Raw genomic sequence first — 14,923 nt, 5'->3', positions numbered from 1 at the left:
TCGCGGGGGACATGGGGTCAGAAGTTGCCGAGGCCGCCGCACACGTTGAGGGCCTGGGCGGTGATGGACGCGGCGGTGTCGGAGGCCAGATAGCCGACCAGGCCGGCCACTTCCTCCGGTGTCGAGTAGCGGCCGAGCGGGATCTTCGCCCGGAACCTGTCGAGGATCGCCTCCTCGCTGGTGTCCCAGGCCGCGGCGTAGCCCTGCCGCACCCGCTGGGCCATGGGCGTCTCGACATAGCCGGGGCAGACGGCGTTGACGGTGATGCCGGTCGGGGCCAGCTCGTTGCCGAGCGCCTTGGTGAAGCCGACCACCCCGTGCTTGGACGCCGAGTAGGGGGCGCCGAGCACCACGCCCTGCTTCCCGGCGGTGGAGGCGATGTTGATGATCCGGCCCCGGTCCTTGTGCCGCATGCCGCCCTCGGTGAGGACCTCGCGGGTGACCAGGAAGACGCTGGTGAGGTTGGTCGCGATGACGTCCTCCCAGAGGTCGTCGGCGAGGTCCGCGGTGACGCCGCCGCCGGACCGGCCGGCGTTGTTGACCAGCACGTCGATCGGTCCGAAGCGGGCCACCGCCGCCCGCACCACCTCGGCGACCGCCTCCCGGGACCGCACGTCGCCGGTGGTGCCGTCGACGTCGAACCCTTCGTTCTGCAGGGACTTGACGGTGTCGGCCACCGCCGTCGCGTCGCGGGCGCACAGGAACACCCGGTGTCCCTGCTCGGCCAGCAGCCGTGCCGTGGCGAGCCCGATGCCGCTGGTGGCGCCGGTGACCAGCGCCACCCGGGGATTCTGCTCGGTCATGCCTACTCGTTCCTTCCGGGAGACAGACAGGAGGGCGGCGGCGGGCGCCGGCGGCGGACCCGGTGGGAACCGGGGGTTTCGTGCCGCGCCGGCCGCCGGCTGTCAGGAGACGTGGGAGCCGGCCGACAGATGCGCGTTGACCAGGTCGATGAGCGCACGCGGCGTACGGGCGGAGTCGAAGGCCTCCTCGTCGAGGCTGATGCCGTAGGCACGCTCGATGCGGCCGGCGGTCTCCAGCAGCGCGAGCGACTCGTAGCCGAGGTCCTGGAAGTCGACGTCGGCGATGTCCCCGTCGAGGTCCACGCCCTCGTCGGTGCCCGCCCCTTCCAGGAGGATGGTCCGAAGGTCGTTCAGGGTGAATGCGGTGGCAGCCATGTCAGGCCTTTCGTACGGGAGTAGGGGCGGGCGGCGCGGCGCGCACGACCAAGGCCGAGTTGAAGCCGCCGTGCCCGCGCGCGAGGACGAGCGCGGCGCGCACCGAGGCCGGCCGGGGCGAGCCGGTGACCAGGTCGATGTCGAGGTGCGGCGAGGGAGTCGAGCCGGGCGTCGGGGGAATCACACCGTCCCGGACGGACAGCAGCGCCGCCGCCGTGTCGAGCGGAGCGGCCCCCGAATAGAGGCGCCCGGTCGCCGTCTTCGGAGCCGTCACCGGTACGCCCCGCACCCCGAACACCTTGGTGATCGCCTCCGCCTCGGCCCGGTCCAGCTCGGGCACCGCCGCCGCGTCGGCGAAGACGACGTCGATGTCACCGGGGTCCGCCCCGGCGTCGGCGAGGGCGAGTTCGACGGCGTGCTGGAGGGTGGGCGCGCGGTCGCTGCCGGGACGCGGGTCGAGGGTGGCGGCGTGCCCCGCGATCTCGCCGTACACACGGGACGCGCCCCGCCGGCGGACGTGCTCCTCGGCCTCCAGGACGAGCAGGGCGCCGCCCTCCCCGGAGACGTGTCCCGCCGCCCGCTCGTCGAAGGGCAGATAGGCGCGCGCGGGATCGTCGGAGGTGCTGAGGCGTCCGCTGGTGAGCTGGGCGACCCAGCCCCAGGGGCACAGGGAGGCGTCGACCGCGCCCGCGATCACCACGGAGGTGCCGCGCCGGACCTGCCGGCGGGCCTGGGCGAGCGCGTCCAGCCCGCCCGCCTGGTCGCTGACCAGCACACTGCTGGGCCCGCGCAGCCCGCCGCGGATGGAGATCTGGCCGCTGTTGACGGCGTAGAACCAGGCGAACGACTGGTACGCGCTCACGTGCTGGCCGCCCTTGCTCCACAGCGCCCTGAGTTCGTTCTGCCCGAACTCGAAGCCGCCGGAGTGGCCGGCCGTGATGACCCCCACGTCGTAGTCGGGCAGTTCGGCCGGGACCAGGCCCGCGTCCGCGAACGCCCAGTCCGCGGCGACCAGCGCCAGCCGGGTCATCCGGTCGGTCTGCGGCAGCAGCCGGCCCGGCAGATGCTCCGCCGCGTCGAAGCCGGTGATCTCACCGGCCAGCCGCGCCGGATACCGCCCGGCGTCGAAGCGGGTGATCGGCCGGATCGCGCTGCGCCCGGCGAGCGTGGCGGCCCAGTACTCCTCGACGCCGAGACCGGTGGGCGCGACCACGCCGAGGCCGGTGACGAGGGTGCGCCCGGTCATCGGGCCCTCCGGTCGGGGGTGGCCAGCACGATCGCGCTCTGGAACCCGCCGAACCCGCTGCCCACCGACAGCACGGCGTCCGTGAGCTGGTCGCGGGCGGTCAGGGGCACGTAGTCGAGATCGCACTCGGGGTCGGGGGTGTGCAGGTTCGCGGTCGGCGGCACCACGTCGTTGACCATGGCGAGCACGGAGGCGGCGATCTCGATGGAGCCGATGGCGCCCAGCGAGTGCCCGACCATCGACTTGATGGAGCTGACCGGGGTCCGGTAGGCGTGCTCGCCGAGGCTGCGCTTGAACGCGGCGGTCTCGTGCCGGTCGTTCTGCTTGGTGCCGGAGCCGTGGGCGTTGATGTAGTCGAGGTCCTCGGGGTTGAGCCGGGCCTCGTCGAGGGCGACCCGGATCGCCTCCGCCATCTCCTTGCCGTCGGGGCGCAGCCCGGTCATGTGGAAGGCGTTGGAGCGGGTGGCGAAGCCGGCGACCTCGGCGTAGATCCGGGCGCCCCGCGCGCGGGCCCGCTCCAGGCTCTCCAGCACGAACACGGCCGACCCCTCCCCGAGGACGAAACCGTTGCGGGAGGCGTCGAAGGGCCGCGAGGCGTGTTCGGGGTCGTCGTTGCGGGGGGTGGTGGCCTTGATGGCGTCGAAGCAGGCCACGGTGATCGGTGAGATGGGGGCGTCGGAGGCGCCGGCCACCATGACGTCGACCGTGCCCTCGCGGATCAGGTCGGCGGCGTAGCCGACGGCGTCGAGACCGGAGGTGCAGCCGGTCGAGACGACGGTGGCCGGGCCCTCCGCGCCGACCGCCCACGCGACCTCCGTCGCGAAGGAGCTGGGCACCATGTAGCCGTACAGGTGCGGTACGGCGTAGGTGTGGTCGACGAGTTCGAGCCGGCCGCCGTCGGAGACCGTGCGGTACTCCCGGTCCAGGCCCATGGTGGCGCCGACCGCGCTGCCGATGGTCACACCGGCGCGGCGCGGGTCGAGGTCCTCGAAGGCCGGCCCGCTGTCGGCGACCGCCTCGCGGGCGGTGACCACCGCGAACTGCGCGGCCCGGTCCATCCGCCGGATCTCCTGGGGGGTGAGGCCGGACAGCTCGGGGTCGAAGTCGGCCTCGGCCGCAACCTGGGAGCGGAACGGCGCGGGGTCGAAGAGGGAGATGCGCCGGGTGGCGGTACGGCCGTCGGTGATCAGGTTCCAGAACGCCTTGGCGCCCTGTCCGCCGGGCGCGGTCACCCCGACGCCGGTGATGACGACACGCTGTCGCGGGGTGCCGGACATCAGGCGCTCCACTCGTAGAACCGGCGGGCCATCGCGTCGGCCGGCGAACGCCAGGTCAGCGGGTCGTACGCCTCGATGTACGGCTTCAGGTCCTCGCTGATGGCGACGAACCGGGGGTCGGTCTTGGCCCCGTCTATACGCCCGGCGCCGTCGTCCTCGTCGAAGTCCTGGAGGTGGAAGTAGAGCCCGCGGTACTCGAACAACTGGCGGCGCCGGGTGCCCATCCGGTCCGGCATGTCGGTGTGGTCGAAGGCGTCGAAGAGCCCGGCGACCCGCGCCGCCGAGGCGGGCGCCATCCGGGCGACGATCAGCGTGCTGTGCATCGTTCTCCTTGGTGGTCGGTGGGACGGGGCCGGCTCAGCGGGCCGGGCCGAACCAACGCTCCAGCGTGGTCGGCAGGTCGTGGTGGCTGCCGGGGGCCGCCCAGGCGACATGGCCGTCCGGCCGGACCAGCACGGCCGTGGTGGCGTTCGCCGGACTGTCCGCGGGCAGGTCGCGGGCGGCGGCCGTGACGAGGTCGACGCGGTCGCTCCAGCCGTGCGCGCGCCGTCGCAGGGTGGCGTTGTCCGTGAGGTCGAGGAGCAGGCCGCGCCCGGAGCGCAGCAGGGCGGTACTGGTGACGGTCCGGCCGGCGCGGTCCAGGGCGAGTCCGGGCAGCCGGGCGCCGAGCAGCGGGTGCCGGCCGCCGCCGACGTCGTAGCGGATGTCGAGTCCGCTGACCCGGGCGGCGAGATGCCGGGCCACCTCGGTGTGGGCGAGCAGTTCGGTGAGGATCTCCCGTACCGGGGCGACCTCCTCGCCGCCGAGGATGAGCAGGCTCTGCGCCCGCGTGCCGGCCAGCAGCCGGCGGCCGACCGGGTGCCGCTCGTCGTGGTAGGTGTCGAGAAGGTCCTCCGGCGCCGTGCCGCGCAGCACGGCGGCCAGCTTCCAGCCGAGGTTGAACGCGTCCTGGACGGAGGTGTTCATGCCCTGTCCGCCGGCCGGCAGATGGATGTGCGCCGCGTCCCCGGCGAGCAGGATCCGGCCGCGCCGGTAGGCCGTGACCTGGCGGGCCGCGTCGGTGAAGGCGCTGACCCAGACCGGTTCGGCGCCGGAGATGTCGGTGTCCGTCAGGCGCTTGAAGACATCGGCCACCTCCCGGAACTCGGGAGGCCCGGTCCGGCGGACCGGCGGCGCGCCGCGCTCACCGGCGATGACCCGGGTGATCCCGCCGGGCAGCGGGGCGACCATCACCAGCCCGCCCGCGGACGGGTCGGCGGTCATCTTCGGCGGCAGGTCCACGCCCCGCACGTCCGCGAGGAACAGCTCGGTCGTCGCGGGGGTGCCGGGGAAGTCGAAGCCCGCGAGCCGGCGGACCGTGCTGCGTCCCCCGTCGCAGCCGACCACGAACCGTGCCCTGAGCGCCTGTTCGGACCCGCGCACGCTCACACTCACGCCGTGGGCGTCCTCGGTCACCGCGACGACGTCCTGCCCGCGCCGGACGGTCACGCCCAGGTCCCGCGCCCACGCCTCCAGGACGGCTTCGGTACGGGACTGGGGGACCGTACGGGCGGCGCCGTGCCCGGCGCCGAGGACACCGAGGTCCAGCGGCAGCCCGCCGAAGTGACCGGCCTCGGAGGTCTCGACGGCACCGAACCGGGGGAGCAGTCCGCGCTGGTCGAAAACCTCCATCGTGCGGATGGTGAACCCGATGCCGCGGGACTCGCCGCTCGGCCGGTCCCGTCGTTCGAGGACGAGGACGTCGGCACCGGCCAGGCGCAGTTCCCCGGCCAGCATGAGTCCGGCGGGTCCGGCGCCGACGACGATGACGGAGGCGTCCATACGTGTTCCCTTCCTCGCGGTGGTGCCGGATGGGGTGGGCTCAGAGGTAGGCCGTGTTGGGGGCGAGCCCGCACAGGGACCGGCCGTACAGCTCGACGTTGACGCCGGGCGTGATCATGGCGTGCAGGGTGGCCGCGTGCAGATCGCGCTGGATCCGGGTGACGGGGACCTCGCGGTGGATCGAGGAACCGCCGCTCGCCGCCGCGAGGATGTCCACGGCGGCCTTGCTCTGCCGGGCGATCCAGCCGATCTGCACCCGGGCCGCGACCCGTTCGTCCGGGGTCCACGGCTCGTCGCGGGCGGTCTTGTCCGCGATACGGCCGGCGAAGCGGTGGGCGCGCTGTTCGGCGTCCTCGACGAGCAGCGCGGCCTCGCCGACCTGGAGGTGGGTCAGCGGTGCCTCGCGCTGGCTGGGGTAGTCGGTGTAGGTGAGCGGCCGGCCGGGGAGGCGTTCGAGGAAGCTGGACAGCGCGTAGCGCGCGGCGCCCACGAGCTGGCCGCTCTGGATCGCGTTGGTGGTGACGAGCACCGGCACGCGGTAGTGCGGTTTGGGCGCGTTGACACGGGACTTGGACACGTTCTGGTAGAAGTCGGCGCCGGTGATGACCCGGTGGGCGGGGACGAAGACGTCCTCGGCGACCGTGGTGACGCTGCCCGAGCCCTGAAGACCGATGGTGTGCCAGTCGTCCACGATCCGCAGGTCGCTGACCGGCACGAGGCAGAACAGCGGGACCGTGCCGTCCGCGGGGTCCTCGGGCAGGGCGACGTTGATCTTCCAATGGCTGTGCAGGACACCGCTGTTGAAACCCCAGCTCCCGTTGAGGACCCAGCCGCCGTCCGCCCGGCGGGCCCGTCCGGTCGCCGCGGTGGTCCCGCTGATCCGTACGTGCGGTTCGGCGAAGACCTCGTCCAGTGCCCGGTCGGGCCAGAGCGCGGCCATCCAGCCGAGGGAGGCGTAGACGGAGAGGCAGAAGGCGGCCGAGCCGTTGCCCTTGGCGATCTCCGCGAGGACGTCCACGAACGAGCGGGCGTCCGACTCGTATCCGCCGTACTGCCGGGGGACCTGCATCCGCAGCAGGCCGGACTCCTCGATCGCGGTGAGGACGTCCTGCGGGAGCCTGCGGTGCTCGTCGATCCACAGGGAGCGGGAGCGGAGCAGGGGCACCAGTTTCGCCGCGGCCGCGACGAGTTCGTCGCGGGTGGGCGCGGTGGTGGACGTCATCGGGTCCTCCTGGGTCGGCGGCCGGTGGCCGAGAGCGCGTCGTCGCCCTTCGTCCGGGCGCGCATGGCGTTCCTCATTCGCTTTCGAGATTTGCCGCGATCCGGGCCAGGACGTCGTTGGCGGCGAGGAACTCCGCCTCGGTGATGCCGTCGAGGGAGCGGGCGGCGTGCGCGTTCACGAGCTTCTCCGCGCGGTCGTGCGCGGCGTGCCCGGACTCGGTGAGGACGATGTGCTCCCCGTTCGTCACGACCCAGCCCCGCGCGGTGAATTCGTCGGCCACCGGACGATAGGAGGTCTCCCGGTCCACGGCCAGAAAGGGCGCGAACGCGGCGTCGATCTCGGAGACTTCGGAAAGGCCGATGCTGATCGCGTGCAGCACCTGCCACTGGCGCCGGTCGAGATTCTCCTCGGCCAGCGCCCGTCCGGTCGCCTCGTCGAAAAGGCGGTGCAGAAGAAGAAGCCAGTATCCGAGCCGTTTCGTCGTGTTCTTCTGGAGCACGGGAAAACACCTCAGACTTTCTCGGCCGGTGCCGTGCGGACAAGTCCCTCGTGGTGGGGGAGAACCCAGTACAGGTCGAGTTCGACCCGCTCGAAGAGCCAGCGGCCGTTTTCGCGGACATAGGTGTCGGTGAACTTGCCGGCCACCATCGCGCTCTCGTGGTCGAAGACGACCCGCTCCTCGAAGAAGGAGACGCCGGTGGCCCGGTCGCCGGCGACCTCGACCTCGTGGCCGTGCGTGAACTGCTTGACCAGCAGCGCCGATTCGGGATGGTCCTGCTGGATGAGGCCGGGCAGGGACGCGAAGTACTCCTGGATGGCGGGCCGTCCGGTCGCCTGTCCCAGGTGCTGGTAGTCGAGACGGGCGTCCGGGGAGAACAGCTCACCCACCCGCTCCCACCGGCCGTCGTTGACGCGGCGCGGCAACTCGGCGCGCAGTCGGGTCAGTTCCCGGACGTCTTCGAGTGTGTGCACGCGCTCGGCGAGCGATTTCACGAGTTCCGCGAGGTCCGTCTGCTCGGGCATGGCAGGAGAGGCCCCTTTCCGTCCAGGGTCGGTCGTCCGGGCGGGAATTCGGCGAGCGCCGTCCCGCCCCACGACCGTCGCAGACCGTTCCCCCCGCTTTCAAGGTCTGCCCCGCCGAACTACGGTCGGCCCGTAGGGTTTCCTGCGGGTCCACCGCGGTGGTACACGGAAACGCGGGCGGGTACGCGGAAACGTGAAAGCGCCGCTCCCCGACGAGGGGGAACGGCGCTGCGCGGAGGCGTTTTACGGCGGTGCTGTGCGGCGGTGCTTTACGGCGGTGCTGTGCGGCTGTGCTTTACGGCGGCGCTTTACGGCGCGCCGTCCGGTGGTTCCTCGAAACGGTGCGCGGAAATCGGCGGGTGATTACGCGGGCGAGGACCCCGAAGCCGAACCCGGCGTGGAGCGCAGTTCCCGCCGGCCGGACACCCCGAGTTTGCGGTACACGCTGGACAGGTGGAACTCGACCGTTCGCACGGCCAGGAACAAGGTCTCCGCGATCTGCCGGTTGCTGTACCCGGCACGGGCGAGTTCGCTGATGCGAACCTCCTGGCTGGTGAGAGCCGGTTGGCCGGGCCGGTCGAGAGCCCCGGCGAGCCGGTCCCGCCACAGGCCGTTGCGGCTGTCCCGCGCCACCGCGGCGGCCGTCTCCAGCCGGGCACGGGCCACGGAGGGATCGCCCCGCCCGTCCCCGAGCACGGCGAGGTCGTGGAGGGCATGGATGAGTTCGCCGTGCGCGTGCCCGACGCCGAGGAGTTCCACCGCCTCCTCCAGCAGCGCCTCGGCGTCCTTTCCGCGGCCGGCCATGGCGACGGCGTGCAGGGCCAGACCGATCCCGCGCGGCGCGCCCCAGGTGCGCGCCGCGGTCAGTTCGTCGTTGGCCAGCGCGAGCGCCAGGTCGTACCGCCGGACGGCGAGCGCGGCGAAGGCGGCGCGCGAACGCCATGGGATCACCGCGGGGTTGGCGACGCTCTGCGCCGTCAGCACCCGCCCGCAGGCGATGAAGTCGCCCAGCGCCTGCCGGAACCGGCCGCCCGCCATGTGCAGCGCGCCACGGGCCGTCAGGACGTGGGCGGCGTCGGGAAGCGTGGGGTCGAGCTGCCCCGCGAGCCCCTGGGCCAGCAGGACCTCACCGGCCCTCTCCGTCTCGCCGGACAGCACGCGGGCCTCCACGAGCCACGCCGCGGCGAGCGGGGTCAGCGACGGCGGCAGTCCCCGGGCGAGCGCCTCGGTGAGCAGCGCCGCCGCCTTGACGCCGTCGCCGGCCAGCAGGCTGATCCTGGAGCGCATGAGCGTCAGGAGGTCGCGGTGGCGTGGCGACGCCGACCAGCGCGGGTCCATGGCCAGTTGGCGGCAGGTGGTGTGGGCGGAGACCAGGTCCCCGGTGTAGAGGAGCGTGAGCACCGCCAGCCACATGCAGTACGGGTGGCCGCGCCGGTCGGGCGGCTCCAGGATCGTCTCCACCTGTTCGTGGACGAGCGCGCGGCGCACCCCCAGGTTGGCGAGTTCGAGGCTGTGCAGGGACAGGCAGACCTCGTCGGGGGGAACCCGCTCGCCGTCCTCCTGGCGTCCCGGCACGTAGACGGCGGATCCCTCCCGGAAGGGCCTCGCGCCGGTCCCCGGCCACTCGGTCGGATGTGCCGTCTCGCTCATCATTCCCCCACTGGATCGGATACGGACGTCCGGTGCGCGTGTCCGTCCGCGCTGGCGGGCGGTGCGGTGCAGGTGGGCAGGCCGTCCCGGCGCGCTCGGACGAGGGCGGGGCGGGCTGTCCCGTGGCGACCGACGCACGGCGGTGTGCGCCGGCGCGGGGAATCCCGTCGGGTCGCACACGGACGGCGCTGTCCGGGCGGACCTGATCGGGCGAGGAAGGGCACAGCGAGAAGGGATACACGCTCGCGGCAGAACCAGAATCGACCGTACACGGCCAATATTGCCGCATTGTCACGTGCTTGGCCGGAGGCCGCGCCCTCGCTCCCGCCCCGGCACGTTGAGCGGGGAGGATCGTGGCGGACGCGGTCTTTGGCCCTGGCCGAAAATGAACTGACCACCACCGGGGCGGGGGCCTCGCGGACATCTCGTGACGACAAAAGGAAGCCCGTGTTCCGGGCATCTCGCCGTCACTGGGAAGGTGTCACGTACGTATCCGCAATTCCGTCACCGGTGTATCCGAAAGAATGTCACCCATGTATCGGAAAGAACGTCACCGATGTGCCGGAAGGAATGCCGCCCCTGTCACCACTGTCCCCGAAGGAATATCACCGCTGCCGCTGGCGTCGCATATGGGACGCCTCTTGAATATGGGACGCCTCTTGGATACGGAACGCCTCGTGAATACGGGACACCCGGTGAACGCGTGATGCCTGTTGAACAGGCGACGCGAGTGCCCGCACCCGACTGTCACCGGTGTTCTTGGAAGACAGGCCGGGGTCCGGGAGATCCGGTGCCGCAGCGCTCTACAGCGGGGCCCGGCCCGCCGCGACGAGCCCGGCGACCGGGGCCACATAGCGGCGGCTGATCAGCCAGCGGCCGTCCTCCAGCTCGAAGTCGTCCTCGACGAGCCCCACCACCGTCCAGTCCGCCGGCCGGTGCTCACCGGCGGCGGTCCGGGTGGCGCTCCAGTGCCACACGGTGGCGTAAGCCTGCACGTGAGGGGCGCCGTCGGTCCATTCCACCAGGGTCTGGCCGAGGACGTGCGCGACGGTGGGCTCGCGCCGGAAGCGACGTCCGGCGGACATGAACGCGGTGAACTCGTCGCGTCCGTGGAACCGCTGCGTGGGCCCGGGCATCACGTCGTACTCGATCAACGCGTCCTTGGTGAAGCAGTCCACCAACTGCTCGTACCGCCCCGTGTCCACCAGGCGGAAGAACTTGTAGAAGGTGCGGTAGATCTCGCGCTCCGCTTCGATCGTGGCCAGCAGATCACCGTTCGTGGAGGCCATGTCTTTCCTTTCCGGGCCCGGGAGAGTTTCGCGCTCATGATGACACGGCGAACACCCCCGCCATGAGAAAAGGCCATTGACTGCCATCGCCGCAACTGGCTACGGTACGCCCGTTATCGGATTTCGCCACGGCCCCGCCGACGGAAGGAAAGCGGCATGCGCAACACGCTTTCCCCCGTTCCCGCCGTCGCCCCCGCGGGGACCGGCGCATTGCTGTCGTCGCGCCGTCACATCGATCTGCGACGCGTGAACAGCGCGGCCTGTCGCCCCGCCTGACACCTACGCGTTCACCGCGTCGGCGCCCCGTCTTTCCACCGGGCCCCGCCCCTCCCCGCGCACTGACCGCCCCTCCCCGCGCACCGGTTCTGGGCCGCGCACCGACTCTGAGCCGCGCACCGACTCACCCCGCGCACGACCTCCCCGCGCACCCACCCCGCCCACCGGCCGACCGCCGCCCGGCACGCCCCCACCCGGGCCGCGTCGCTCGTCGCCCACCCCTCGTCCCGCAGGAGACCGCAGCCGTGAAGAAAGACCGCCCGACCCCGCACCGCCCGGCGTCGGCCCTGGCTCTGGCGCTCAGCCTGGCCACCGTACTCAGCGCCTGTGGGGGCGCCGGGTCCGCCGCTCCCGGAGCCTCCGGACCGCCCGCCTCCGGCGGACGGCTCACCTTCGCCGTCGCCACCGACGCCGGCTGCCTCGACCCGCAGCAGGTCGGCAGCAGCGACACCCTCTACGCGCTGCGCCAGACCGTCGACTCGCTCACCGACCAGGACCCCGCCACCGGCCGGATCGTGCCCTGGCTGGCCAAGAGCTGGGAAGTCGGCGACGATGCCCGGACGTTCACCTTCCATCTGCGCGACGGCGCGACCTTCGGCGACGGCACACCCGTGAACGCCGCCGCCGTCAAGAAGAACTTCGACGCGATAGCCAAACTCGGCGGCCTGGCGATCCTGGCCCAGGGCTATCTCAACGGCTACCGCGAGACCCGGGTGGTGGACGGTCACACCGCCGAGGTCGTCTTCGACCGGCCCAACGCCCAGTTCCTCCAGGCGACCTCCACGGCCTCGCTGGCCCTGGTCTCCGCCGCCGACACCGCCCGCACCCCGCAGTCCCGGTGCGGTGAGGGCGTGCACGGATCAGGCCCCTTCACGGTCGCCTCGTACCGGCAGAACCAGTCCCTGACGCTGAACAGGCGCAAGGACTACGCCTGGGGTTCGGCCGCCTGGAAGAAGAAGGGCGCCGCCTATCTCGACGGCGTCGACTTCAAGGTGGTCGGCGAGTCCGGCGTCCGGGCGGGCAGCCTCGGCTCCGGACAGGTCGACGCGATCGGCGGTGTGCGCCGCCAGGACGAGGCCGTACTGCGCCGCGGCGGCGCCCGCGTCGAACGGCGCCCCAACCCCGGCGTCGTCTTCAACCTCGGCTTCAACAACGACCGTCCGCTCACCCGGGACGTCCGGGTCCGGCGGGCCGTGGGGCTCGCCGTCGACCGGGCGCAGATCGCGAAGGCCGTCTTCCCGACCGGCACCCGCGCCGCCACCAGCGTCCTGTCCCGCACCACCCCCGGCTACACCGACCTCTCCACCGACCTCGGCCACGACACCACCAAGGCGAAGTCCCTGCTGTCACAGGCGGGTTGGCGGGCCGGCGCCGACGGCATCCGCGCCAAGGACGGCACCCGGCTCAGCCTGACCGTGGTGTCCTTCAACCGTTCCGGCGCCTACCAGGCCGCCCTCGAAATCGCGCAGCAGCAACTCAAGGACGTCGGAGTCCGGTTGGTCATCAAGGAACTCCAGGTCACCCAGTTCCCCCAGACCATCAAGACCGGGGCCTACGACGCCCTGTGGGGCGGCGACCTCACCCGGGCCGACCCCGACGCGCTGCGCACCCTCTACTCGACGCACCAGGTGAACTCCTACCGGCTGCCCGGCGGCCGGCTCGACACCGTCCTCGACCGGCAGGCGGCGACCACCGACACCGCCGACCGCGACGAACTCGTGGCCGAGGCACAGCGGCTGATCGTCCGTCAGGCATACGTCATACCGATCGTCGATCAAGTGGCCCTTGTCGGCGTCTCCGCCCACGTCCACGACCTGCGGCTCGGGGCCTCGGGCGGCGTCCAGTTGCACGACGCCTGGAAGAACTGACCCGGCCGGGGAACTCCGAACGAGGGAACGACGATGCGACGGTACGTCCTCTGGCGCCTCGCACAGGCCGTCGGCGTCCTGTGGGCCGCGTACACACTGACCTTCTTCCTGCTCGACCTGCTGCCCGGCGACCCGGTCGCGGCGATGGCCGGCGCGGGCCTCAACTCCACCCAGGTCACCCCCGAACGGCTGGCCGAGCTGCGCACGCAGTACGGCTTCGACCGGCCCTTCGCGGTCCGCTACGCCGTGTCCCTCGGGCACGCCCTGCGCGGCGACCTCGGCAACTCCGTCGCCACCGGCCGGCCCGTCTCCGCCACGCTGCGGGACGCCCTGCCGCAGACCCTCCAACTCGCCGCCGCGGCACTCCCGTTGGCCGTGCTGTTCGGCGCGTCGATCGCGCTCGCGGCCACCGCCACCCGCAGCCGCCTGCTGAGGCAGTCCCTGCTGTCGCTGCCCGCGATCGGTATCTCTCTGCCCTCGTTCTGGGTGGGACTGATGCTGGTGCAGCTCTTCTCGTTCCGGCTGCGGCTGTTCCCCGCCTTCGGGAACGACGGGCCGGCCGGTCTGGTGCTGCCCGCCGTCACCCTCGCCCTGCCCGCCTCGGTCCTGGTGGCGCAGGTCCTCTCGAAGAGCCTCCTGGCCGTGCTCGACGAGCCCTATGTGCAGACCGCGCGGGCCAAGGGGGCGGGCCGGGTCCGGGTGCAGTTCCGGCACGCGCTGCGCAACGCGGCGCTGCCCGCCCTCACCGTCGTCGGCCTGCTGGCCGGGCAGCTCACCGCCAACGCCGTGGTCGTGGAGAACGTCTTCTCCCGCAACGGACTCGGCCGTATCACCACCGACGCGGTCACCGTCCAGGACATCCCCGTCGTCCAGGGCGTCGTCGTGTTCGGCGCGCTCGTCTTCGTCGTCGTCAACCTGCTGGTGGACCTGGCCTACCCGCTGCTCGACCGGCGCATCGTCGCCTCCGGCCGAAGGAGCTTCGCGTGACCGAGGCGCTGATCACCACCTCCCCCGCCGCCACGGAGCGGCCCGAACCCGCGTCCCCACCCCCAGCGGGCAGGGACGGACGCCGGACCGCGCCCCGCCGCCTGCCGCGCTTCCTCCTCCGCCGCCCCGGCCTGGTCCTCTCGCTCCTGCTGCTCACGGCGGTCCTGCTCGCCGCGTTCCGGCCGTCCCTGTTCACCGGAGTCGACCCGCTGCGCGGTTCGGCCGCCGAGATCCTCCAACCGCCCAGCGCCCGCCACTGGTTCGGCACCGACGGCCTCGGCCGCGACCTGTTCTCCCGAGTCGCCCACGGCACCGCCCTGTCCCTGCGGGCGACCCTGATCGCGGTGGCGGTCGCCTTCGTTGCGGGCAGCGGCCTGGGACTCGTCGCCGGCTTTCGCGGCGGCTGGATCGAGAGCGCCCTGATGCGCCTGGTCGACGTCCTCCTCGCGGTGCCCGGCCTCTTCCTCTCCCTGGCGGTGGTCACGGCCCTCGGCACCGGCACCGCGAACGTCGCCCTCGCGGTCGGCGTCGCGGGGATCGCGGGGTTCGCCCGGGTCATGCGAGCGGAGGTGCTGAGAGTGCGGCACACCCCCTACGTGGAGGCCGCGCGGGTGTCCGGGGCCCGCTGGTACAGCGTCCTGCTCCGGCACGTCCTGCCGAACGCCGCGGGACCGGTCGTCGTCCTGGCGACCCTGGACCTGGGCACGGCCGTGCTCTCGGTGTCCGCCCTCGGCTTCCTCGGCTACGGCGCCCCACCCCCGGCACCCGAATGGGGGACCCTCATCGCGGACGGCCGCGACTACCTGGCCGACGCCTGGTGGGTCTCGACCCTCCCGGGGCTGACGGTCGCGTCCCTGGTCCTCGCCGTCAACCGGGTCTCCCGGGCGCTGGACGGTGAGTGGGCCGGGCAGCGCTGAGGAAACGGCCGCGCGGCGCCCGGGCCGACGGCCGCGCGGCGGAACGGAGCCTGACGACCGGTCGGCCGCTCGCCCGGAGTCCCGGTCCGCCAAGTGTGATCATCCCTGTCGATGACCCCTTCGGGTGATCCACTTCGGATCGGGTGTCGCGAGAGCCCGCAGAAACGTT

Annotated in this window: 14 protein-coding genes; 3 read left to right on the top strand and 11 right to left on the bottom strand. The window is 72.4% G+C overall.

Annotation, left to right across the window (positions count from 1 at the left end; translation table 11 throughout):
• Positions 1-17 precede the first annotated feature (17 nt).
• The 11 genes from fabG to AB0912_RS03810 form a co-directional block, all read right to left on the bottom strand.
• Positions 18-803: a 3-oxoacyl-ACP reductase FabG gene (gene fabG / locus AB0912_RS03860; protein WP_366696332.1), complete on the bottom strand. Its 786-nt coding sequence runs from the start codon at positions 801-803 to the stop codon at positions 18-20.
• A 102-nt stretch (positions 804-905) separates the two neighbouring features.
• Entirely contained in the window at positions 906-1,178 is a 273-nt protein-coding gene (locus AB0912_RS03855) for an acyl carrier protein (RefSeq protein ID WP_366696331.1), read from the bottom strand.
• A 1-nt stretch (position 1,179) separates the two neighbouring features.
• Positions 1,180-2,424, bottom strand: a complete 1,245-nt coding sequence (locus AB0912_RS03850; protein ID WP_366696330.1) for a ketosynthase chain-length factor — start codon at positions 2,422-2,424, stop codon at positions 1,180-1,182.
• Positions 2,421-3,701 carry a beta-ketoacyl-[acyl-carrier-protein] synthase family protein gene (locus AB0912_RS03845; RefSeq protein WP_366696329.1) on the bottom strand — a complete coding sequence of 427 codons (1,281 nt, stop codon included), beginning with the start codon at positions 3,699-3,701 and terminating at the stop codon, positions 2,421-2,423. The genes AB0912_RS03850 and AB0912_RS03845 overlap by 4 nt, the downstream gene beginning before the upstream one ends.
• Positions 3,701-4,024, bottom strand: coding sequence for a TcmI family type II polyketide cyclase (locus tag AB0912_RS03840; RefSeq protein ID WP_366696328.1), 324 nt, complete (start codon positions 4,022-4,024; stop codon positions 3,701-3,703). The genes AB0912_RS03845 and AB0912_RS03840 overlap by 1 nt, the downstream gene beginning before the upstream one ends.
• Before the next feature lie 34 nt (positions 4,025-4,058).
• Positions 4,059-5,522: an FAD-dependent monooxygenase gene (locus AB0912_RS03835; RefSeq protein ID WP_366696327.1), complete on the bottom strand. Its 1,464-nt coding sequence runs from the start codon at positions 5,520-5,522 to the stop codon at positions 4,059-4,061.
• A gap of 40 nt (positions 5,523-5,562) precedes the next feature.
• The gene (locus AB0912_RS03830) at positions 5,563-6,744 is read right to left on the bottom strand and encodes an acyl-CoA dehydrogenase family protein (protein ID WP_366696326.1); all 1,182 of its coding nucleotides are present in this window, start codon (positions 6,742-6,744) and stop codon (positions 5,563-5,565) included.
• A 73-nt stretch (positions 6,745-6,817) separates the two neighbouring features.
• Positions 6,818-7,243 (bottom strand): hypothetical protein, encoded by a 426-nt coding sequence (locus tag AB0912_RS03825; RefSeq protein WP_366696325.1) that lies wholly within the window; start codon positions 7,241-7,243, stop codon positions 6,818-6,820.
• Between the two features lie 11 nt (positions 7,244-7,254).
• Positions 7,255-7,767: a nuclear transport factor 2 family protein gene (locus tag AB0912_RS03820; protein WP_366696324.1), complete on the bottom strand. Its 513-nt coding sequence runs from the start codon at positions 7,765-7,767 to the stop codon at positions 7,255-7,257.
• Positions 7,768-8,130: 363 nt separating this feature from the next.
• Complete coding sequence (locus tag AB0912_RS03815) at positions 8,131-9,417, bottom strand: LuxR C-terminal-related transcriptional regulator (RefSeq protein ID WP_366696323.1); 1,287 nt, start codon at positions 9,415-9,417, stop codon at positions 8,131-8,133.
• A gap of 803 nt (positions 9,418-10,220) precedes the next feature.
• Entirely contained in the window at positions 10,221-10,706 is a 486-nt protein-coding gene (locus AB0912_RS03810; RefSeq protein ID WP_366696322.1) for a nuclear transport factor 2 family protein, read from the bottom strand.
• A gap of 521 nt (positions 10,707-11,227) precedes the next feature.
• On the opposite strand from AB0912_RS03810, the gene AB0912_RS03805 reads away from it, so the two are divergent.
• The 3 genes from AB0912_RS03805 (at position 11,228) to AB0912_RS03795 (ending at position 14,754) form a co-directional block, all read left to right on the top strand.
• Positions 11,228-12,850 carry an ABC transporter substrate-binding protein gene (locus tag AB0912_RS03805; protein WP_366696321.1) on the top strand — a complete coding sequence of 541 codons (1,623 nt, stop codon included), beginning with the start codon at positions 11,228-11,230 and terminating at the stop codon, positions 12,848-12,850.
• Between the two features lie 33 nt (positions 12,851-12,883).
• On the top strand, positions 12,884-13,837 hold the full coding sequence (locus AB0912_RS03800; protein WP_366696320.1) for an ABC transporter permease: 954 nt from the start codon (positions 12,884-12,886) through the stop codon (positions 13,835-13,837).
• A 101-nt stretch (positions 13,838-13,938) separates the two neighbouring features.
• Positions 13,939-14,754 (top strand): ABC transporter permease, encoded by an 816-nt coding sequence (locus AB0912_RS03795; RefSeq protein WP_366696541.1) that lies wholly within the window; start codon positions 13,939-13,941, stop codon positions 14,752-14,754.
• The last annotated feature ends 169 nt before the right edge of the window (positions 14,755-14,923 follow it).

It is taken from the genome of Streptomyces sp. NPDC007084, from assembly GCF_040703595.1.
Classification (GTDB): Bacteria; Actinomycetota; Actinomycetes; order Streptomycetales; family Streptomycetaceae; genus Streptomyces.
This window is presented reverse-complemented; position numbering and strand designations above follow the sequence as displayed.